Here is a 23,820-nt window from a genome sequence, read left to right on the forward strand (position 1 = left end):
GTCGGAGAGCCGGCTGGATCAGGCCGTTGACGCGGCAGCACGCTACACGTTCGACTTGGCAACTGAAATCCCTTTGCAGGCACGGCTTTTCCGCATCGCCGAGGGCGAGCACGTGCTGCTGATCGTGGTGCACCATATCGCCGCCGACGGCTGGTCGCTGAGGCCACTGGCCGCCGATTTGGGGGTGGCTTATGCCAGCCGGTGCGCCGGGCGGGCCCCCGGGTGGGCTGCGTTGGCGGTGCAGTATGTCGATTACACACTGTGGCAGCGCAGTTGGCTTGGCGACCTCGACGATAGTGACAGCCGCGTCGCTGCGGAGCTCGAGTTCTGGACACAGGCGCTGGCCGGAATGCCCGAACGCCTCGACCTGCCCACCGATCGGCCCTACCCGCCGGTCGCGGATCATCAGGGCGCCACCGTGACCGTGGATTGGCCGGCGGAGCTGCAGCAGCAGGTTCAGCGGGTGGCCCGAGAGCACAATGCGACCACCTTCATGGTGATGCAGGCCGCGCTGACGGTACTGCTCTCCAAGCTCAGCGCCAGTTCTGATGTGGCGGTGGGCTTTCCGATCGCCGGGCGCCGTGACCGCGCGCTCGACGAGCTGGTCGGCTTTTTCGTCAACACCTTGGTGCTGCGGATCGATCTGTCCGGTGATCCCAGCTTCGCCGAGCTGCTGGACCAGGTGCGGGCGCGCAGCCTGGCGGCCTACGAGCACCAAGACGTGCCCTTTGAAGTACTGGTGGAGCGGCTCAACCCCACCCGCAGCCTGACCCATCACCCGCTGGTCCAGGTGATGTTGGCCTGGCAGAACCTCCCTTGGCAAGACGATGACCCCGCCGCCGGGCTGACATTGGGCGACCTGGAAGTCACGCCGCTGCCGGTGGAGAGCCACACCGCCCGCATGGATCTGGTCTTTGCACTGGCCGAACGGTGGAGCCAGACCGGTGAGCCTGCCGGAATCGGCGGCAAAGTGGAATTTCGCACCGACGTGTTCGACGCCGACAGCATCCAGGCGGTCATCGAGCGATTGCAGCGGGTGCTGATGGCCGCGGCGGCCGATCCGACCCGGCCGCTGTCGTCGGTGGATCTGCTCGATGAGACCGAGCATGTCCGACTGGATGAGGTGGGGAACCGAGCGGTGTTGACCGGGCCGGTGCCCGCCGCGGTGTCGATTCCGGCGTTGTTCGCACAGCAGGTGGCCCGCGCACCGGAGGCAGTGGCGCTGGTAAGCGACGGTCGGTCACTGACCTACCGGGAGCTCGATGAGGCCGCGAATCGGCTGGCGCACTTGCTGGTCGGTCACGGCGCCGGCCCAGGCGAGTGCGTGGCGCTGCTGTTGCCGCGGTCGGCTGACGCGGTCATCGCGATTGTGGCGGTGCTGAAAACCGGGGCAGCCTACCTGCCGGTCGACCCGGCGGTGCCGTCGGCGCGGATCGAGTTCATGCTTGCCGATGCCGCGCCGGTCGCCGCGATCACCACCGCCGATCTGTCCGTTTTGCTCGACGGCAGTGGTGTGCTGGTCGTCGACGTCAATGACCACGCTGTCAGTGCCCAATCCAGCACCGCGCCGGGGGAACCAAGCCCGGCCGATGTGGCCTACCTGATCTACACGTCCGGCACCACCGGCACGCCAAAGGGTGTGGCAATCACCCACCACAACGTGACCCAGTTGCTGGCGTCGCTGGCGGCCGGGCTGCCGGCGTCGGGGGTCTGGAGCCAGAGTCATTCGCTGGCCTTCGACGTCTCGGTGTGGGAGATCTTCGGTGCGTTGTTACGCGGTGGGCGGCTGGTGGTGGTGCCCGACTCCGTGGTGCGCTCTCCGAAAGACTTGCACGACTTGCTGCTCGGTGAACAGATCAGCGTCATGACCCAGACTCCGTCGGCAGTGATGGCGTTATCACCGGAGGGCCTGGAATCAACGGCGTTGGTGATGGCCGGTGAGGCGTGCCCGGCCGAGGTGGTGGATCGCTGGGCGTCGGGGCGGGTGATGGTCAACGCCTATGGCCCGACCGAGACCACGATGTGTGTGGCGATCAGTGCGCCGCTGACCCCAGCGGCAGGTGTGGTGCCGATCGGGTCGCCGGTGGCCGGTGCTGCGCTGTTCGTGTTGGACGGCTCGTTGCGCCCGGTGCCTGCGGGGGTGGTCGGCGAGTTGTATGTCGCCGGCGCCGGTCTGGGATACGGGTATGTGCGACGCGCGGGGTTGACCGCGTCGCGGTTCGTGGCCTGCCCCTTCGGGGCACCTGCGACGCGCATGTATCGCACCGGTGATCTGGTGTGTTGGCGCCGCGATGGCCAGCTGCAGTATCTGGGACGCGCTGATGAGCAGGTCAAAATTCGTGGCTACCGCATCGAACTCGGCGAAGTCCAGGCTGCCCTGAACGCGCTTGACGGGGTGGATCAGGCGGTGGCAATCGCCCGCGACGACGGTCCCGGCGACAAACGCTTGGTCGGTTACGTGACCGGCACCGCCGATCCGGCCGGGCTGCGCGCGGCGCTGGCCGACCGGTTACCGGCCTACATGGTTCCGGCCGCGGTGGTCGTCCTCGATGCGCTGCCGCTGACACCCAACGGCAAACTCGACACCCGCGGCCTACCCGCACCCGAGTACGCCACGGGCGAATACCGGCCCCCCAGCACTGCAGTCGAGGAGATCCTGGCCGGCATCTACGCCCAGGTGCTCGACGTCCAGCGCGTTGGAGTCGACGACTCGTTCTTCGATCTGGGCGGAGACAGCATTTCGGCGATGCGCCTGATCGCGGTGATCAACACGAATTTGAATGCCGCGCTTGCGGTTCGCACTGTGTTCGAGGCGCCCACGGTTGCCCAGTTAGCGCCCCGGATCGGGGAGGACGCGGGTAGGTTCGAGCCGTTGACGGCGGGCGAGCGACCGGCGGTGGTCCCACTGTCGTTTGCGCAGAGCCGATTGTGGTTCTTGGATCAGTTGCAGGGGCCCTCGCCGGTTTACAACATGGCGACAGCGTTGCGGTTGGACGGGCGGCTCGACGTCGAGGCGTTGGGTGCGGCGCTGACCGGTGTGGTGAGACGCCACGAAAGCCTACGCACCCTGTTCGTGGCATCCGACGGGATACCTCAGCAGGTGGTGGTGCCCGCCGAGCGGGCCGAGCTGGATTGGCAGGTCGTCGATGCCACGGCCTGGCCGACGACACAGCTGGACGAGGCGATCGACACCGCGGCGCGTTACGCCTTCGATCTCGCCTCCGAAATTCCGCTGCGGGCAACCGTTTTCCGGGTGGCCGAGCACGAGCATGTGTTGGTGGCCGCAGTGCACCACATCGCCGCCGACGGCTCGTCGATCACTCCGCTGGTGCGTGATCTGGGTGTGGCGTACGCCAGTCGCTGTGCCGGGCACGCGCCGGAGTGGGCCGATCTGGCGGTGCAGTATGTCGATTACACGCTGTGGCAGCGCGCGCAGTTGGGTGACCTCGACGACAGCAGCAGTCCCATCGCCGCCCAGCTGGGCTTCTGGGAAGAGACGCTGGCCGGGATGCCCGAGCGGGTGCAACTGCCTACCGACCGGCCCTATCCACTGGTGGCCGACCAGCGCGGCGCCACTGTGACCGTAGATTGGCCGGCCGAGCTGCAGCAGCAGGTTGCCCAGCTAGCCCGAGAACACAACGCGACCAGCTTCATGGTGATGCAGGCCGCCTTGGCGGTACTGCTGGCCAAGCTCAGCACCAGTTCTGATGTGCCGGTGGGCTTCCCGATCGCCGGACGTCGTGATCCGGCACTCGATGAGCTGGTCGGCTTTTTCGTCAACACCCTGGTACTGCGGGTCGATCTGTCCGGTGATCCCAGCTTCACCGAGCTGCTGGCGCAGGTGCGGGCCCGTAGTCTGGCCGCCTACGAGCATCAAGATGTGCCCTTCGAGGTGCTGGTGGAGCGGCTCAACCCGACTCGATCGCTGACCCACCATCCGCTCGTGCAGGTGATGTTGGCCTGGCAGAACCTGCCGGGTCACACCAGCGATCCCGCCGCCGGGCTGGCCTTGGGTGATGTTCACATCGCGCCGATCCCGGTGGACACCCACACCGCCCGCATGGATTTGGTGTTCTCGCTGGCCGAACGGTGGAGCGAAAACGGTGAGCCCGCGGGGATCGGCGGAACAGTCGAATTTCGCACCGATGTGTTCGACACCGCCAGCATCGCAACCCTCACCGAGCGGTTGCGCCGGGTCCTGATGGCGATGACGGCAGACCCGGCACGGTCGTTGTCGTCGATGGATCTGCTCGACGAGCGCGAGCACGCCACGCTTGACGACCTCGGGAACCGGACCGCGTTATCCGCGAATTCGCCGCTGCCCGTTTCGGTTCCAACGTTGTTCGCACAGCAGGTGGCTCGCACTCCGGAGGCGGTAGCGGTGACCTGCGAGAGCCGGTCACTGACGTACCGAGAGCTGGACGAGGCCGCCAACCGGTTGGCGCAGCTGCTGGCCGGTCACGGAGCAGGCCCGGGGAAGTATGTGGCGCTGCTGTTTTCGCGTTCGGCTGAAGCGATCGTGGCGATCATGGCGGTACTCAAGAGCGGGGCGGCCTACCTGCCGATCGACCCGGCGCTGCCGGCGACGCGGATCGGGTTCATGCTCGAGGATGCCGCACCGGTCGCGGTGATCACCACCGCTGACCTCGCGGCACGGCTGTCCGGTAGTGACGTGCGGGTCATTGATGTCCATGACACCGCCGTCGATGCCCAGCCCAACACCGCGCTGCCGGCCCCGACCGCCGCGGATATCGCCTACCTCATCTACACGTCGGGGACCACCGGCGTGCCCAAAGGTGTTGCGGTTACCCATCACAACGTCACCCGGTTATTGGCCACACTCGACGCCGGTCTGCCGAGTGTGGCGGTATGGAGCCAATGGCATTCGTTGGCCTTCGACGTCTCGGTGTGGGAGATCCTCGGTGCGCTGCTGCATGGCGGGCGGCTGGTCGTGGTGCCCGAATCGGTAGCGGGCTCGCCGGAAGACCTGCACGCTTTGCTGGTCGCTGAACAGGTCAGCGTGTTGAGTCAGACCCCGTCGGCGGTGGGGATGCTCTCGGCTGAGGGTTTGGAGTCGACGGCGCTGGTGGTGGCCGGTGAAGCCTGCCCGACTGAGCTGGTGGACCGCTGGGCGCCGGGGCGAGTGATGATCAACGCCTACGGTCCGACCGAGGCCACCGTGTACGCGGCGATCAGCGCGCCGTTGACGGCAGGATCGGGTGTCGTGCCAATCGGTTCGCCGGTCTCCGGCGCGGCACTGTTCGTCCTCGACGAGTGGTTACGGCCGGCGCCGCACGGTGTGGTCGGTGAGTTGTACGTCGCCGGTGCCGGGTTGGCGTGCGGGTACGTGCGACGCGCGGGATTGACTGCGTCGCGGTTTGTGGCCTGCCCGTTCGGCGGGGCCGGCGAACGGATGTATCGCACCGGGGATTTGGCGCGGTGGGGCACCGATGGGCAGCTGCAGTATCTGGGACGCACCGATGCGCAAGTCAAGATCCGCGGCTACCGCATCGAACTCGGCGAAGTTCAAACGGCATTGAGTGCGCTCGACGGCGTACAGCAGGCGGTGGTGATCGCCCGCGAAGACCGCCCCGGCGACAAACGGCTGGTGGGCTATGTGACCGGGACCGCCGATCCGGTCCAGGTTCGCTCCCGACTGGCGGACCGATTGCCGGCCTATATGGTCCCGGCGGCGGTGGTGCTGCTGCCGGAGCTGCCACTGACGCCCAACGGCAAACTCGACACCCGCGCCCTGCCGGCACCGGAATACGCCGCCGGTGAGTACCGTGCCCCGGGCACCGCGATCGAGGAGATCCTGGCCGGCATCTACGCGCAGGTACTGGGGTTGGAGCAAGTCGGAATCGACGACTCATTCTTCGACTCGGGCGGGGACAGCATCTTGGCGATGCAGGTGGTGGCGCGGGCCCGCGCCGCTGGCCTGACGTGTCGGCCGCGCGACGTCTTCGTCGAGCAGAACGTGGCCCGGCTGGCCCGAGTGGCCGAAGTAGCCGACAGCCACATCGACGACGGTGACGACGGCGTCGGACAGGTGGTGGCCACCCCGATCATCCGTTGGCTGGAAAGCGTGGACGGTCCGGTAGACCAGTTCAACCAGACGATGGTGCTGCAGGCTCCCGCCGGGGCCGACGAGGCCGACGTGCTGATTGTGTTGCAGGCCTTGCTGGATCGCCACGCCATGTTGCGGCTGCGGGTCGACCACGACGATGCCGGTGGCTGGTCGCTGACGGTGCCCGAACCCGGGACGGTGGCCGCCCGCGAGTGTCTGCGGTCGGTGCAGGAGTTGTCGGACGGGGCGCTGATTGAGGCGCGGTCGCGGTTGAACCCGAGCACCGGGGTGATGCTGAGCGCACTGTGGGTAACCGGCAGCGGCCAGCTGGCGTTGATCGTTCACCACCTGGCAGTTGACGCGGTTTCGTGGTGGATTCTGTTGGAAGAGCTCAACACCGCGTGGGCTCAGCATCGCGAAGGCCGCGAGGTGGTGTTGCCGGCGACCGGCACATCGTTTGCCCGGTGGGCGACGCTTCTCAGTGAACATGCTCAGACGTCGGAAGTGGTTGAACAGCAGCAGAGTTGGCAGCAGGTGGCGGCGGCGCCGGCGGCTTTGCCTGCCGTGCAGCCGGAAACCGACACGTTTGCCACCGCCGGGCATCTGTCGGTGCCGGTGGATGCCGAGATCACCCGCATGCTGCTCGGGGAGGTGCCGGCAGCATTTCACGCCGCAACGCACGACATGCTGCTGATCGCGTTCGGGTTGGCGGTAGCCGAGTTCGTCGGCAACGGCAGCGCCCCGATCGGTATCGACGTCGAAGGCCATGGGCGTCACGAGGAGCTGAACCCGAATGTGGACCTGTCCCACACGGTGGGCTGGTTCACCACCAAATATCCCGTCGCGCTCACCCTTGGCGGGCTGTCCTGGGCGCAGGTCGTCACCGGCGAGGCGGCGCTGGGGGCGGTGATCAAACACGCCAAAGAGCAGCTTCGCGCCCTGCCCGACAGCCTGACGTACGGTCTGTTGCGGTACCTGAACACCGACGTTGATCTTGGCGAGTACGAGCCGCCGATCGGATTCAATTATCTAGGCCGCGTGGGGATCCCGGCAGCTGAATCGTCCGGTGAGCTGTGGCAGATCGGCCCGGACGGCCTATCGGTTGCCGGCGCGGCTACGGCAATACCCATGCCGCTGATGCACACCGTGGAACTCAACGCTGCCGCCGTCGACACCGAATCCGGACCGCAGCTGCATGCCAACTGGACGTGGGCGCCGTCGGCGCTCGATGAAGCGCAGATCAGCCGGCTCAGCCGGTTGTGGTCCGAGGCGCTGGCCGGGATCTGCGCGCATGTACAAGACGGTGGCGGGGGATTGACGCCATCCGATATCACTCCGGCCCGGCTCAGCCAGCACCAGATCGACGAGCTGCAGGCGCAAGGCCGGATCGCCGACGTACTACCGCTGACAGCGGTGCAAGAGGGTCTGCTCTTCCACGCAAATACTGTGCGGGGCAACGACGACCTGTACGCCGGGCAATTGGACATCAGCCTCACCGGCGCCCTCGATCCCCACCGGCTGCGCGATGCCATGCACACGGTGGTCAACCGGCACCCCAACCTGGTAGCCCGGTTCTGCCCACAGTTCGACGAGCCAGTACAGGTCATCCCGGCTGATCCGGTATTGGCCTGGCGCTACGTCGAACTCAACGAGGACGACATCGACCACGATGAGCAGATCCAGCGGCTCTGCGCCGCCGAGCGTGCCGCGGTCTGCGACCTCGCCAGCCAACCGGCGTTTCGGGCCGTCCTGATCCGCACCGCAGCAGACCGCCACCGATTGGTGCTGACTAACCACCACATCGTGCTCGATGGCTGGTCGATGCCCATCCTGTTGGGCGAACTCTTCACCGGCTATTACGGGCAACGACTGCCCGGGGCTGCTGAGTACCGCAGTTTCGTCGCCTGGCTTGCCGCCCGCGACGCCGAGGCCGCCCGCGCCGCCTGGCGCGAGGTGTTCGCTGGCTTTGACGCTCCGACGTTGGTTGGGCCTCAGGGCCGGATGGAGCCGGGACCGCGAAGCGTGAAAGCCTTTGGGCTGCCTGCTGAAATCACGCAAGCCGTCTCCGAACTGGCCCGCTCGCGTCATACCACGGTCAACATCGTGTTACAGGGCGCATGGGCTCAGCTGTTGAGTTCGCTGACCGGCCAACAGGATGTGGCGTTCGGCACCACGGTCTCGGGACGGCCCGCCGACGTCGCCGGTGCGGAATCGATGGTGGGACTGCTGATCAACACGGTGGGAGTGCGTGCGCGCATCACCGCGTCGACGACCACCGCCGACCTGCTGGACCAGCTGCAGGGCGCCTACAACGACACGCTTGAGCACCAGCACGTGGCGCTTAGCGAAATCCACCGGATCACCGGTCAGGACACGCTGTTCGACACGCTTTTCGCGTTCGAGAACTACCCGATCGACAGTGGCGCGTTACTGGGTGACCACGAGTTCGCCATCACCGATGTCACCAGCCGCGAATCCACCCACTACCCGTTGACGATGCAAGCCCAGCCGGGCCACGAGCTACGACTACGCGTCGAATACGACGCCGATGTGTTCGACGCCGCCAGTATCGAGGCGTTGGCCGGGCGGTTGCAGCGAGTGTTGGTGGCGATGATTGCCGATCCGGCGCAGCCGTTGTCGTCGATGGATCTGCTCGACGAGCGCGAGCATGCCCGGCTTGATGTGCTCGGCAACCGGGCGGTGTTGACCCGACCGGCGGTGCGGGTGTCGATTCCGGCATTGTTCGCACAGCAGGTAGTCCGCGCTCCCGAGGCGGTGGCGGTGACGTGCGAGGGCCGGTCACTGACCTACCGGGAGCTGGACGAGGCCGCCAACAGGTTGGCGCAGCTGCTGGCCGGGCGCGGGGTGGGCCCGGGTAAGTCTGTGGCGCTGCTGTTTTCGCGTTCCGCTGAGGCGATCGTGGCGATTCTGGCGGCGCTGAAGAGCGGGGCGGCCTATCTGCCGATCGACCCGGCCCTGCCGGCGGCCCGGATCGAATTCATGCTCGCCGACGCCGCGCCGATCGCAGCGATCACCACCGCTGATTTGGCTGATCGGTTCGACGGGCACGAGCTGGAGATCATCGATGTCCACGACCCCGCCGTCGGCATCCAGCCCAGCACGGCGCCGTCGGCGCCGAACCCGGACGACATCGCCTACTTCATCTACACCTCCGGTACCACAGGAGTCCCCAAAGGCGTGGCGGTCACCCATCACAACGTGACACGGCTGTTCGACTCACTGGAGGCGGGGCTAGAACTCGGGCCGGCACAGGTGTGGACGCAGTGCCACTCCTACGCCTTCGACTACTCGGTGTGGGAGATCTGGGGTGCACTGCTGCACGGCGGCCGGCTGGTGGTCGTTCCCGAAGCGGTGACCCGCTCCCCGGAGAACCTCCACGATCTGCTGGTTGCCGAACAGGTCACCGTGCTGAGTCAAACCCCTTCTGCGATAGGCATGTTGTCCCCCGAGGGACTGGATTCGGCGGCGCTGGTGATCGCCGCGGAGGCATGCCCGACCGAGTTGGTGGACCGGTGGGCGCCCGGTCGGGTGATGATCAACGGCTACGGCCCGACCGAGACGACGGTGTATGCGTCGGTCAGCTCGTTGACCGCAGGGTCGGGTGTGGTGCCGATCGGTTCGCCGGTGCCAGGAGCGGCGTTGTTCGTGTTGGACGGCTGGTTGCGCCCGGTACCCCCCGGGGTGGCCGGTGAGTTGTATGTGGCCGGCGCCGGGGTGGCGTGTGGGTACGTGCGCCGCGGGGGATTGACCGCGTCGCGCTTTGTGGCCTGTCCGTTCGGGGCGCCTGCGACGCGCATGTATCGCACCGGCGATCTGGTGCGTTGGGGCACTGATGGGCAGTTGCTGTACCTGGGCCGCGCCGATGAGCAAGTCAAGATTCGCGGCTACCGCATCGAACTCGGCGAAGTCCAGGCAGCCCTGACTGCCCTCGACGGCGTGGATCAGGCGGTGGTGATCGCCCGCGAGGACCGCCCCGGCGACAAACGCCTGGTCGGTTATCTCACCGGCACCGCCGACCCGGCCGAGGCGCGCGGCCACCTGGCGCAGCGGCTCCCGGCCTATATGGTGCCGGTCGCGGTAGTGGCGTTAGACGCACTGCCGTTGACGGTCAACGGCAAACTTGACACCAGGGCCCTACCGGCGCCCGAGTACCGGGACACCGATCATTACCGCGCCCCGGCCAACCCGACCGAGGAGACGCTGGCCGGCATCTATGCCGAGGTACTCGGACTCAACCGCGTTGGGGTCGACGACTCGTTCTTCGATCTGGGCGGGGACAGCATTTCGGCGATGCGCCTGATCGCGGCGATCAATGCCGCTCTGGATGGCGATCTTTCGGTACGTGCCGTGTTCGAGGCGCCCACGGTCGCCCAGTTGGCGCGCAGCGTCGGTGAGGGCGCGGGGCGGCTGCCGCACATAGCGGCGGTTGAGCGTCCCGCGGTGGTCCCGTTGTCGTTTGCCCAAACCCGGTTGTGGCTCCTAGACCAGCTGCAGGGCCCCTCACCGGTGTACAACATCCCGGTGTCATTGCGGCTGCGCGGCCAGCTTGATGCCCCGGCGTTGCGTGCGGCATTGGCCGATGTGGTCGGCCGTCACGAAAGCCTGCGAACGCTGTTCCCAGCGCCGCTGGGTACGCCTCAGCAGGTGGTTATCCCCGTCGAGCGGGCCGACTTTGGCTGGCAGCACGTCGATGCCAGCACGTGGACGGCCAGCCGGCTCGCTGAGGCCATCAGCGAGACGGCACGCCACACGTTTGACCTGGCCACTGAGATTCCGTTGCGGGCCAGGCTTTTCCAGATAGCCGACGACGAACACGTGCTGGCGGCAGTAGTCCACCACATCGCCGCCGACGGCTCGTCGATCACTCCGCTGGTGCGTGATCTGGGTGTGGCGTACGCCAGTCGCTGTGCCGGACAAGCCCCGGGCTGGGCTGATTTGGCGGTGCAGTATGTCGATTACACGCTGTGGCAGCGCGCGCAGTTGGGTGACCTCGACGACAGCAGCAGTCCCATCGCCGCCCAGCTGGGCTACTGGGAAGAGGCATTGGCCGGGATGCCCGAACGGCTGCAGTTGCCCACCGACCGGCCCTACCCACTGGTGGCCGATCAGCGCGGCGCGACTGTGGCGGTGGATTGGCCGGCGGAGTTGCAGCAGAATGTTGCCCGGGTGGCCCGTGAGCATAGCGCCACCAGCTTCATGGTGATGCAGGCTGCTTTGGCGGCGCTGTTGTCCAACGTCAGCATGAATTCTGATGTGGCAGTTGGCTTCCCGATCGCTGGCCGTCGTGATCCGGCACTCGACGAGCTGGTGGGCTTTTTCGTCAATACGTTGGTGCTGCGGGTCGATGTGACGGGTGATCCCAGCTTCGCCGAGCTGCTGGCGCAGGTGCGGTCGCGCAGTCTGGCCGCCTACGAGCATCAAGACGTGCCTTTCGAGGTGCTGGTGGAGCGGCTCAACCCGACTCGGTCCCTGGCCCATCATCCGCTCGTGCAGGTGATGTTGGCCTGGCAGAACTTCGGCGGGCGCAGCGATGATGCCGCCGCCGGGCCTGCCCTGGGCGACCTGCACGTCACGTCGATGCCGACCGATACCCAGTCGGCTCGCATGGATTTGGTGTTTTCGCTGGCCGAACGGTGGAGCGAGGACGGTGAGCCCGCCGGGATCGGCGGCAGGGTGGAATTCCGCACCGATGTGTTCGACGCTCCCAGTATCGAGACGCTCGCGGAGCGGTTGCGCCGTGTGCTGATGGCCATGACGGCCGATCCGACACGGTCGTTGTCATCGATGGACCTGCTCGACCAGGCTGAGCACGACCGGCTTGATGACCTGGGGAACCGGGCTGCGTTGACCGCGAATTCGCCGGCACCAGTGTCGATTCCGATGTTGTTCGCACAGCAGGTGGCTCGAGTCCCGGAGACGGTGGCGGTGACGTGCCAGGGCCGGTCATTGACGTACCGGGAACTCGATGAGGCCGCCAACCGGTTAGCGCAGCTGTTGGTCAGTCACGGAGCCGGTCCGGGACAGTGCGTGGCGCTGCTGTCCTCACGTTCGGCTGAGGCGATCGTGGCGATCATGGCGGTGCTGAAGAGCGGAGCGGCCTACCTGCCGATCGACCCGGCACTGCCGGCGGCGCGGATCGGGTTCATGCTCGAGGATGCCGCGCCGATCGCTGCGGTTACCACCGCTGAACTTGCTGGGCGATTCGATGGGTTCGTTGACATTGCGGTGATCGATGTCGATGAGCTCGCTATCGACGCCCAGCTCAACACAGCACCACCGGTGCCGGACCCACGGGACATCGCCTACATCATCTACACCTCAGGCACTACCGGGGTGCCCAAAGGCGTCGCGATCGCTCACCACAACGTCGTCCAACTGTTGGCGACGCTGGACGCCGGCCTGCCGGTGACCGGGGTATGGTCGCAGTGTCATTCGCTGGTCTTCGACGTTTCGGCATGGGAGATCTTCGGCGCACTCTTACACGGCGGGCGCCTCGTGGTGGCGCCCGAGGAGGTAGCACGCTCACCGAAAGACCTTTCGGAGTTACTGGTTGCCGAGCAGGTCACCATGATCACCCAAACCCCTTCTGCCGTAGGAATGTTGGCCCCTGACGGGCTGGACGCGGCGACGCTCATGGTGGCCGGGGAGCCCTGCCCGGCCGAGGTGGTGGAACGGTGGGCGCCGGGCCGGGTGATGGTCAACGCCTACGGCCCGACCGAGACGACGATGTGCGTGGCGATCAGTGCGCCGTTGACCGCGGGGTCGGCGGTGGTGCCGATCGGTTCACCGGTGCCGGGCGCCGCCTTGTTTGTGTTGGACAACTGGTTGCGGCCAGTGGCCTCCGGTGTGGTCGGCGAGTTGTACGTGGCCGGTGCCGGGGTCGGCTGCGGGTACGTGCGTCGGGGTCCGTTAACGGCATCGCGCTTTGTGGCCTGCCCGTTCGGGGAGCCCGGCGAACGGATGTATCGCACCGGGGATTTGGCGCGGTGGGGCAGCGATGGGCAGCTGCAGTATTTGGGGCGCGCCGACGAGCAGGTCAAGATCCGCGGCTACCGCATCGAACTCGGCGAAGTCCAGGCAGCCTTGTACGCGGTAGACGGCGTGCAGCAGGCGGTGGTGATCGCGCGCGAGGACCGGCCCGGCGACAAACGCCTGGTGGGTTATGTGACCGGGACTGCCGACCCGGCCCAGGCGCGCCGCGCGCTGGCGCAGCGGTTGCCGGCCTACATGGTGCCGGTCGCTGTGGTGGTGTTGGATGCTCTGCCGTTGACGCCCAACGGCAAACTCGACGCCCGCGCGCTGCCCGCCCCGGAGTATCGCGACGCCGACCGGTATCGCGCTCCGGGCAACGCAATTGAGGAGATTCTGGCCGGCATCTATGCCCAGGTGTTGGGGCTGGAGCGCGTCGGCGTCGACGACTCGTTCTTCGAGCTGGGCGGGGACAGCATTTTGTCGATGCAGGTGGTGACGCTGGCCCGCGCCGCAGGCCTGACGTGTCGGCCGCGCGATGTTTTCGTCGAGCAAACGGTGGCAAGGCTGGCGGTAGTGGCCGCGGTGTCCGACGGCGGCATTGACGACGGTGATGACGGCGTCGGCGAAGTGGCGGCCACTCCGATCATCCGGTGGCTGGAAAGCGTGGATGGTCCGGTCGAGCAGTTCAACCAGACGATGGCGCTGCAGGCCCCCGCCGGCGTCGACGAGGCCGACGTACTGATTGTGTTGCAGGCCTTGCTGGATCGCCATGCCATGTTGCGGCTGCGCGTCGACCGCGACGAGGCCGGTGGCTGGTCACTGACGGTGCCTGAGCCGGGGACGGTGGATGCTCGCAGCTGCCTGCAGTCGGTGCAGGAGTTGTCGGATGCGGCAGTGATTGACGCGCGGTCGCGGTTGAACCCGACCGCCGGGGTGATGCTCAGCGCGCTGTGGGTAGCCGACCGCGGTCAGCTGGTGCTGACTGTTCACCACTTGGCCGTCGATGCGGTGTCGTGGTGGATCCTGTTGGAGGACCTCAATATCGCCTGGGCTCAGCAGCACAGCGGACAGCCGGTGGCATTGCGGTCAACCGGCACATCGTTTGCCCGGTGGGCGGCGATTCTGCGTGAGTACGCTCGGACACCGGAAGTAGTGGCCGCAGAGCAGATCTGGCGGCAGGTGGCGGCGACGCCGACAGCCTTGCCCGCTGTGCGGCCCGAAACCGACACGTATGCCACCGCGGGGCACCTGTCGGTGTCGCTGGATGACGTTGAGACCACCAGGATGCTGCTGGCCGAGGTGCCCGTGGCGTTTCGCGCCGGGATACACGACATTCTGCTGATTGCGTTCGGGTTGGCGGTGGCCGAGTTTTCCGGCAACGGCAACGCCCCGATCGGCATTGACGTCGAGAGCCACGGCCGCCGTGAGGAATTGGGCTCCAATATCGACTTGTCTCACACGGTGGGTTGGTTCACCGCGAAATACCCGGTGTCGCTGGCTCTTGGCGGGCTGTCCTGGGCACAGGTGGTCGCCGGCGAGGCGGCGCTGGGAACGGTGATCAAAGACGCCAAAGAGCAGCTTCGCGCCCTGCCCGACGGCCTGACTTACGGTGTGCTGCGCTATGTGAACGCCGAAGTCGATCTGGGCGGCTCCGACCCGCTGATCGGGTTCAACTACTTCGGGCGTTCGGGCGCGGCGGCCGGCGAGACTGGGGACGGCTGGCGAATCTGCCCGGACGGCTCCTCGATCACCGGCGCCGCGACGGCGACATCGATGCCGCTGATGCACACCGTGGAACTCAACGCCGGCACCGTCGACACCCAGGCGGGTCCGCATCTCCACGCCGACTGGGCATGGGCGGTCTCGGCGCTCGATGAAGCGCAGATCAGCCGGTTGAGCCAACTGTGGTTTGAGGCTTTGACCGGTATCTGCGCGCATGTGCGAGCCGGTGGCGGCGGGCTGACCCCGTCGGACATCGCGCCGGCGCGGCTCAGCCAACGCGAGATCGACGAGCTGCAACACAACTATGACGTCGCCGATATCTTGCCGTTGACACCGTTGCAGCAGGGCCTGCTGTTTCACGCCACCGCACAGGACAGCGAGGACGACCTCTATGCGGTGCAGCTGAACGTCGCGCTGAGCGGTCGGCTCGACAGCAACCGGCTGCGCGATGCGATGGACACCGCGGCCAAGCGGCACCCGAACCTGGTGGCCCGGTTCTGCCGACACTTCGACGCGCCGGTGCAGATCATCCCGGATGATCCCGCGGTGGCGTGGCGCTACGTCGAACTCGACGACGAAGACCTCGACGGCGATGAGCAGATCCAACAGCTTTGCGCCGCAGAGCGTGCCGCGGTTTACGACCTCGCCGACCAACCGGCCATGCGCGCGGCTGTGATTCGCACCGCAGCCAACCGGCACCGGTTGGTACTGACAATTCACCACGTCGTGCTCGACGGCTGGTCGCTGCCGATCCTGTTGGGTGAGATATTCGCGAGCTTCACCGGGCAGCCGCTGCCGGCGACGGTCTCGTATCGGACATTCCTTACCTGGCTGGCCGGCCGGGACCTCGATGCCGCCCGCGCCGCCTGGGCCGAGGCGTTCGCCGGCTTTGACGCCCCCACATTGGTCGGCCCCCCGCACCCACGGCGACTGGGTGCCCGCGGCGTCATCGCGGGTCGGGTGCCCGCCGAGACCACCCACGCGCTCAGCGAGTTGGCCCGGTCGCGTCAAACCACTGTCAACGTCGTACTGCAGAGCGCCTGGGCGCTGCTGCTCGCGTCATTGACCGGTCAGCACGATGTCGCGTTCGGCACCACGGTCTCGGGTCGGCCGGCCGAGTTGGCCGGTGTCGAATCGATGGTCGGGTTGTTGATCAACACGGTGCCGGTACGGGCTCGCATCACGTCGGCAACTACCACCGCAGATCTGCTGGATCAGTTGCAAGGCGCGTACAACGACACGTTCGAGCATCATCATCTGGCGCTCAGCGAGATCCACCGCGTCACCGGTCAGGAGAAGCTGTTCGACACGCTTTTCGCCTACGAGAACTATCCGATTGACACCGGTGCGTTGTTGGGCGACAACGAGTTAGCCGTCACCGACTCCACCATCTCCGAATACAACCATTACCCGTTGACGGTGCAGGCCCAGCCGGGTCGGGAACTGGGGCTGCGCGTCGAATACGACACCGATGTGTTCGACGCCTCCGGCATCGACGCGTTGATCGGGCGGTTGCAGCGGGTGTTGACGGCCATGACGGCCGATCCGACCCGCCCGTTGGCGTCGGTGGATGTACTCGATGCGGCCGAGCATGCCCGGCTGGATGAGATCGGGAACCGGGCGGTGTTGGCTCACTCGACGAGCGCGCCGATGTCGATTCCGGAGTTGTTGGCCGAGCAGCTGGCCCGCACCGCCGATGCGGTCGCAGTGACGTGCCAGGGGGAGTCGATCACGTATCGAGAGCTCGCCGAGGCGTCGAACCGGCTGGCGCACGTGTTGGCCAGTCACGGCGCGGGCCCGGGACAGTGCGTGGGCTTGCTGTTGTCGCGCTCAGTCGACGCGATCGTGGCGATGTTGGCGGTGCTCGAAAGCGGGGCGGCGTATCTGCCGATCGATCCGACGCTGCCCGCGGCGCGGGTCGGGTTCATGCTCGGCGATGCTGCGCCGGTGGCGGTGATCACCACCGCCGAGTTGGCTGACCGACTCGACGAATTCGGCGTCGTGGTCGTGGATGTCGATGATGCTGTTGACACCCCGCCGGGCACGGCACTGCCGGTCCCGGACCCTGATGACGCCGCGTATGTGATCTACACCTCCGGCACCACCGGGGTGCCCAAGGGCGTCGCGGTCACCCATCGCAATGTGATGCAACTATTGGCGTCGTTGGATGCCGGCTTGCCGGCGGCCAGGGTGTGGTCGCAGTGTCATTCGCTGGCCTTCGATGTTTCGGTGTGGGAGATCTTCGGCGCGCTGTTGGGTGGCGGGCGGCTGGTGATCGTGCCCGACGCGGTAGCGCGCTCGCCGCACGAGTTGCACGATGTGCTGGTTGCCGAGCACGTCAGTGTGCTGACCCAGACTCCGTCGGCGGTTGCGGCGTTGCCGCAACAGAGATTGGAGTCGACGGCGCTGGTGATGGCCGGTGAGCCCTGTCCGGTCGAGGTGGTGGATCAGTGGGCGCCGGGCCGGGTGATGGTCAATGCTTACGGCCCCACCGAGACCACGATGTGTGTGGCGATCAGCGCGCCGTTGACCGCGGGGTTGGACACGGTGCCGATCGGTTCGCCGGTGCCGGAGGCGGCGTTGTTTGTCTTGGATGGGTGGTTGCGGCCGGTGCCGGCCGGTGTGGTCGGCGAGTTGTACGTGGCCGGCGCCGGGGTGGCGCGCGGCTATGTAGGCCGGAATTCGTTGACGGCGTCGCGGTTTGTGGCTTGCCCGTTCGGGGAGTCCGGGCAACGGATGTATCGCACCGGGGATCTGGTGCGTTGGGGTTCGGATGGTCAGCTGCAGTATGCGGGGCGCGCCGACGAGCAGGTCAAGGTCCGCGGCTACCGCATCGAACTCGGCGAAGTCCAGGCGGCCCTCAACGCCCTCGATGGGGTGGATCAGGCGGTGGTGGTCGCCCGTGAGGACCGCCCCGGCGATAAACGGCTCGTCGGCTACGTGACCGGCAACGCCGACCCGGCCGAGGCGCGCAGTCAACTGACGCAACGGCTACCGGCCTACATGGTGCCGGCGGCGGTGGTGGCGTTGCAGGCGCTGCCGCTGACCCCGAACGGCAAACTCGACAACCGTGCGTTGCCGGCACCCGAATACACCGCGACGACGTATCGCGCTCCGGCTAACCGGACCGAAGAAATCCTGGCCGCCACGTATGCCCAGGTACTCGGTCTCGAGCGGGTCGGCGTCGACGACTCATTCTTCGACCTGGGTGGCGACAGCATTTCAGCGATGCGCCTGATCGCCGCGATCAACATTGCGCTGGATACCGACGTCGCGGTGCGCACGTTGTTCGACGCGCCCTCGGTGAGAAGTTTGAGCCGGCAGATGGGCAGCCGGGCCAGGTCGGTGGAAGTGGCACCAGTTCAGATCCTCCGGAAAGGTACCGGCGTCCCGCTGTGCTGTATCCATGACGGTCTCGGGCTGAGCTGGCGGTATCGGGCGCTGGGCGATTATCTGGACTGCCCGATCATCGGCATTCAACAAGCCCAGCAAAATGGCGAGCCTGATGCCGGGTCGATTCGTGAGATGGCGCAAAACTATGCCGACCGGCTCCAAGCGGTTTATCCGACCGGGCCCTATAACATCCTCGGCTGGTCTTTTGGCGGCGTGGTCGCCCACGAGCTTGCCATCGAGCTTCGTCGACGCGGATGCGTAGTCCGACGTCTTGTCCTGCTCGATGCCGCGTCGAACGGGAGCGGAAAGGCCACCAGCAATGGCGCCGTAGACGAGAGTCGCCTGCTGGATCGCATCTTGCGGAGCAATCGGATACCGATTCCGGCCCAGCCTGAACCGCTGACCTATCGCCAAGTGGAGGAATTAATTCACCAACAGGAGGAGGCGGAATATCCTCTGCCGCCGCGACCACTGCTGAAGTTCATCGTGGAAAGCGCTAACGCCAACCGGATGCATCTGTTAGAGCATGTGCCTGCTGTGTTTGACGGTGACATGTTCCTCTTCTCCGCCACCCGAAACGGAAATGGGAACGGTGCATCCAAGCTGCAGAGCTGGCGCCCGTATGTCGCCGGGGACATCACCGAGCAGTCGGTGGACTGTGCGCATCATGAGATGTTGGATAGCGAACCGCTCAACGCGTATGCCAAACGACTCAAGCTGTTGCTGCAAACCTAGCCTCGGTCCCGCGGCGCTAGAACCGGAACGACGGCGTCGGGAAGTTGAAGTGCGGCATCGCCGGCATTGCCGGGGCGGCCGGAGTGGGCATCCGAGGGAATTGCGGAGCGGGCATGGTGGGCAGCCGGGGCGCCTGCGGAGCCGGCATCCGAGGGAATTGCGGTGCCTGTGGAAACGGCAAGCGCATCGGCGGCTCCGGCGCCGGGATGTTCACCGGTGGCGTGGGCGCCTGAACCGGGGGCGCAGGGTGCTGCCAGGGCGGCGACGGTAGTTGCCAGGGCGGTGACGTCGGTACCTGGGTAGGCGGTTTCGGAAATTCAACGGGCGGGGTGGGCGCCTGCACTGGCGGCGTCGGAATGTGTGCCGGCGGGGTCGGCGGGTTGGCGGGCGGCGTCGGCAGATGTAGCGGGGGTGTCGGCAGATGGACAGGTGGTAGCGGCGGCTGGGCAATCGGCGCCTGGATCGGCCGCGGAACCGCCACGTGAATTGGCGGCGCGGGCACCCGGACCGGTACCGGCACGGGCACCGGGACCGCGGCAGGAACCGGCACGGACGCGGCGTCCGGAAGTGGCGGAGGCGCGAGCGCCGGCTTCGGAACCGGTGGCGGCGCGACGGGATCAACCGGCGCGGGCGGTGCCGCCGGAGCGGGTGGTGCGGTCATGTGAACCGCCTGCGGTTGCGGCTGCGAAGCCGCCGGCGCGGGCGGCGCAGGCGGCTGCTCGGTGGGCGCAATGAGTTGTTGCACCGGGTTGGGCAACAGCGCAACGGTCGGCCGGACGCCCAGTGCCAGCGCGACTTCCAGCGCCAAGGCCGCGATAACGAAGACGACGGCCAATCCGCTAACGACCAGCAGCAGCGGCCGCCGCCCCGACCGGGGTTCGTCGAGACCGCCGTCCTCGGACAGCACAGTGGTATCGGCGTCGTCGTCGACCACCGCACTGTACGCAATGTCCTCTTCGCCTAGCTCAACACCGGCCCGGGCAATCGGCAGGTCGAGGTAACCGGGGGCGACGGCATACGGGTCCACCCGACCAGTACCGGGATCCTGCGCATACGCCAAAGCCGCGGTCGACGATGCGAACAACGGCGCGTTGGCGGACGCCAGCGCCGCCCCGCGGGCCAGCGCCGTGCCAGGCTCCTCGGGTGCGCTTACCGGAAGCCAGGTCGCCGACTCCAACACCGGCTTGATCGGTGCGATATCGACGCCACAGCCCACCACGAACAAGCCCTCCGGGCGGGTCGCCGATCCGTCCAGATCGGCGATCATTGCCGCGAGCTCGCCGGCCATGTCGGTGCTGCGCAGCGGCCGCCGGTACACGTCGGTGACCGAACCGTCGGAGGCATCAACAACGGCCAGCGTTGCGGTCTGCGGTTCGACGAACAGCATCGCGGTGTGCTGGTAACCGATCGCCTGGCCGACCGTTTGAGTCAGTGCGGCCGCAGCCAGAAACGCCGAGACCAACATGACGTTCTCGATCTTGCGGGCGGCCAGTGCCTCGCGCAGTGCGGCCGCGTCGACGGGGTTGGTCCAGGTGACGCCCGTCGAGGCCAACCGGTAGCCGCCTGCGGTCGCGGCTTCGCGCGTGCCCACAATGGCCGAGATCACCTGGTCAGAGCTGCTGAGCGTGGCGGCGGCCGCGACATCGAAGTGGTCTTCCTCGACCGTGACACCGTCGGCATTGTCACCCTCGACCAGCACCATGCGGATCGTGCTGGGTGCCATCGATACCCCGAGGACAATGTCCACTTCTCCTCCAAATTCTTCGCCACCAAGCCACGGTCTGGGCGGAGGAGCGCACCGCACGGGCCGCCATCTACATACTTTGTCGAACTAACAACGTGTGACGTTACGCCGCCCAGATGAGTGCAGGCTGTGAACTGGCTATGAGCCAGAAGGCTGAATCCCGACGGGTGTCAGGCCACGCGGAACTGCTGCAGGTCGGCCTCTTTGACGGTCAATCCGTGACCGGGGGCGGTCCGGTCCGGATGTAGCGCCCCGTCCGGCTCAGGGTCGATCGTCCCGTCGAACGCCATGCCTTCGATCCGCACATGATCATGGAAGTACTCCAGATGCCGCAGGTGCCATATCGCCGTTCCGACGTGCGCGCTGATCTGCGGCGCGCAATGCAGCGACAGGTCCATGCCGCGTGCGTCGCACAACGCGGCGACCTTGAGCACGCCGGTGATTCCCAGCGCGCGCGTGACGTCGGCCTGTAAGCAGTCCACGGCGCCCGCTGCCAGCATCTGGTGGAAATACGGCAGGTGGTAGCCGTATTCGCCGGCGGTGATGTCCATCCCGCCGGGGCCCTGCTCGCAGAGCTGCCGCAGGCCGTCGAGGTCATCGGAGGTCAGCGGCTCTTCGAACCAGCGCACGTCGTATTCGGCGAAGCGGTGCGCCCACAGCAGTGCTTGCTTGCGGTTGTAGGCCCCGTTGGCGTCGACAAAAAGTTCCGCCGAGTCGCCGATCGCCGAGCGGGCCGCGGCCACCCTGCCGGTGTCGGCGCCTGGGTCGCGGCCGACCTTCATCTTGACCCGCGGTATTCCGGCGCCGACCCATCCGGACAGCTGCTCGCGAAGGGTGTCGTTGTCGTAGGAGGTGAATCCGCCGCTGCCGTAGACCGGTGTGGCGTCGTGCACGGCGCCGAGCGCCACCGCGAGTGGTTCGTCGAGTAGCCGGGATCGCAAGTCCCACAGCGCGACGTCGACCGCTGAGATGGCCTCGGCGACTACGCCCGGTTTACCCAAATTGCGCACCGCGTGTTGCATCTCGGCCCAGCGGGCCGGCGGCTGCAGCGCGTCTGCGCCCTTGACCACGTCGGCCAGCTTGGACTGGACCACGGTCACCACGGCTGTGCCGCCGTAGGTGTAGCCGGTGCCGACTTGGCCGCCGGCCCGCACTGTCACCAGTACGAGAGTCGTCGAATCCCACGTCAGGGTGCCGTCCGATTCCGGGGCGTCGGTGGGAATCGAGTAGGCCGAAGCATCGACGGATTCGACAGGGATTACTGAGCCGGCACGCGAAGGCATGCTCGGTGACTACCCGCAACGCAAACCGGGTATGCCCGACGTGGCGAAATGAAAGGAACTATGGCAAACGAACCACTGCTGGCTGAACAGCTTGCGCCGCATGTACTTCGGGAATACGCGTTGCTGGCCGACGGAGAACGGGGAATTGTTGTTGGGCCGCGCGGTGATTGCTGCTGGATGTGTCTGCCGCGCTGGGACAGTCCCGCGGTGTTCAGTTCATTGCTGGGCGGTGGCGGCGTCTACTCCGTCTCGCCGGATCACCCGCGCTACGTCTGGGGCGGCCGATACGAACACCGGTCGCTGATCTGGCGGTCACGGTGGGTGACCACGGATGGGATCGTCGAATGCCGCGAGGCGCTCGCATTTCCCGGCGACCCGCACACCGCGGTGATACTTCGGCGCATTCGCGCCCTCGATCGGCCCACCCGGATGCGGATCAGACTCGATCTGCGCGCGGAGTTCGGCGCTAAGGGCATCCGTGACTTGTCCTGCAGCGACGGAGTCTGGACCGGCCGCTCGGGGCCGCACCGCTTCCGCTGGGTTGGCGCCGGCGGCGCTCGGCGCGGCGACGACGGGGCGCTGGAGGCGGTCGTCGAAGCCAGCCCCGGCACGGATCACGACCTGGTGCTGGAACTGTCCGACGAGGAGTTGGCGTCCGATGTGGTGCGGCCCAACGATGCTTGGCGCGACACCGAACATGCCTGGATGCAAGCTGTTCCAGAATTTTCCGGCACTATCGCGGACCTCGACACCCGGACCGCGTATGCGGTGCTGCGCGGCCTGACCAGCAGCGGGGGAGGGATGGTCGCCGCGGCGACGATGTCGCTGCCGGAGCGGGCTGAGCAGGGCCGCAACTATGACTACCGCTATTGCTGGATCCGCGACCAGTGCTACGTCGGGCAAGCTGTCGCCGCTGCAGGCGGCTACCCGCTTCTCGACGACGCCGTTAAGTTCATCAGCGAGCGGGTGCTCGACGACGGCCCGGGCTTGAAGCCGGCCTACTGCGTTACCGGTGACGCCGTGCCCGGGGAGCAGGACCTCGACCTGCCGGGGTATCCGGGTGCGGCTGTCAAGACCGGCAACTGGGTGACCGACCAGTTCCAGCTGGACGCCTTCGGCGAGGCATTGCTGCTGCTGGCGGCCGCGGCACGGCTGGACCGGCTGGACAGCGTGCATTGGCGTGCCGTGCGCACCCTGGTCGAGTCCATCGAGAAGCGTTGGCGCGAGGCCGATGCCGGACTCTGGGAAATCGATGACCGGCGGTGGGCGCACTCCCGGTTGATCTGTGCGGCCGGCTTGCGACGGGCCGGCGAGGTAGCACCGAGACAGCAGGGCTCCGAGTGGCAGCGGCTTGCCGACGTGCTGATCGCCGATGCCGATTCGGACTGTCTGCACCCGTCGGGCAGATGGCAACGGGCGCCGGATGATTCGCGGGTCGACTCGGCATTGCTGCTTCCGGCGATCCGCGGGGCGATACCGCCCCACGACCCGCGCAGCGTTGCCACCCTCGAAGCAGTGCGCAACGACCTGGGCCGACACGGGTTCGTGTACCGCTTCAAACCTGACGAGCGTCCGCTCGGGCAGGCCGAAGGGGCCTTTTTGCTCTGCGGATTCCTGATGGCACTAGCCGATCATCAGCAAGGCAACAACTTGGCGGCAGTGCGCTGGTTCGAGCGCAATCGCACCGCCTGCGGCCCGCCCGGCTTACTCACCGAGGAGTTCGACGTCGACCAACGCCAGCTGCGCGGCAACCTCCCGCAGGCGTTTGTGCATGCGCTGCTGTTCGAGTCCGCGCACCGGCTGGCGGACTCGGTCGGGCCGTCGGTCGGCACCGGGACTGGCAGGTAGCGATGGTTTGCCGTCAATCGTCGCGGGGTACGCAG

The 23,820-nt window shown here is 66.9% G+C and carries 4 protein-coding genes (1 of these 4 only partly in view); 2 read left to right on the forward strand and 2 right to left on the reverse strand.

The features are described 5' to 3' along the window. Positions 1-18,910: the 3' portion of a non-ribosomal peptide synthase/polyketide synthase gene (locus tag AC5Y49_RS08695; RefSeq protein ID WP_499885938.1), read on the forward strand. Its footprint begins 12,266 nt before the window's first position; 18,910 of the gene's 31,176 nt are visible here — the last part of the coding sequence; the start codon falls outside the window, past its left edge; its stop codon occupies positions 18,908-18,910. 16 nt (positions 18,911-18,926) lie between these two features. Here the strand turns inward: AC5Y49_RS08695 and AC5Y49_RS08700 are convergent, their stop codons facing one another. Together AC5Y49_RS08700 and AC5Y49_RS08705 are read right to left on the reverse strand one after the other, a co-directional pair. Further along, positions 18,927-20,657, reverse strand: a complete 1,731-nt coding sequence (locus tag AC5Y49_RS08700) for a DUF7159 family protein (RefSeq protein ID WP_499885939.1) — start codon at positions 20,655-20,657, stop codon at positions 18,927-18,929. Between the two features lie 167 nt (positions 20,658-20,824). Then, positions 20,825-21,937, reverse strand: coding sequence for an enolase C-terminal domain-like protein (locus tag AC5Y49_RS08705; RefSeq protein ID WP_499885941.1), 1,113 nt, complete (start codon positions 21,935-21,937; stop codon positions 20,825-20,827). Positions 21,938-21,997: 60 nt separating this feature from the next. Here AC5Y49_RS08705 and AC5Y49_RS08710 point away from each other — a divergent pair, with 60 nt between their 5' ends. Then, positions 21,998-23,785 (forward strand): glycoside hydrolase family 15 protein, encoded by a 1,788-nt coding sequence (locus tag AC5Y49_RS08710; protein WP_499885945.1) that lies wholly within the window; start codon positions 21,998-22,000, stop codon positions 23,783-23,785. Positions 23,786-23,820 lie beyond the last annotated feature (35 nt).

This window comes from Mycobacterium sp. NGS62 (genome assembly GCF_059812285.1).

What these genes read in the sequence shown, in the direction of transcription:
- AC5Y49_RS08705 (WP_499885941.1), bottom strand. Translation starts at nt 21,937, where the DNA reads ATGCCTTCGCGTGCCGGCTCAGTAATCCCTGTCGAATCCGTCGATGCT.
- AC5Y49_RS08710 (WP_499885945.1), top strand. Translation starts at nt 21,998, where the DNA reads ATGGCAAACGAACCACTGCTGGCTGAACAGCTTGCGCCGCATGTACTT.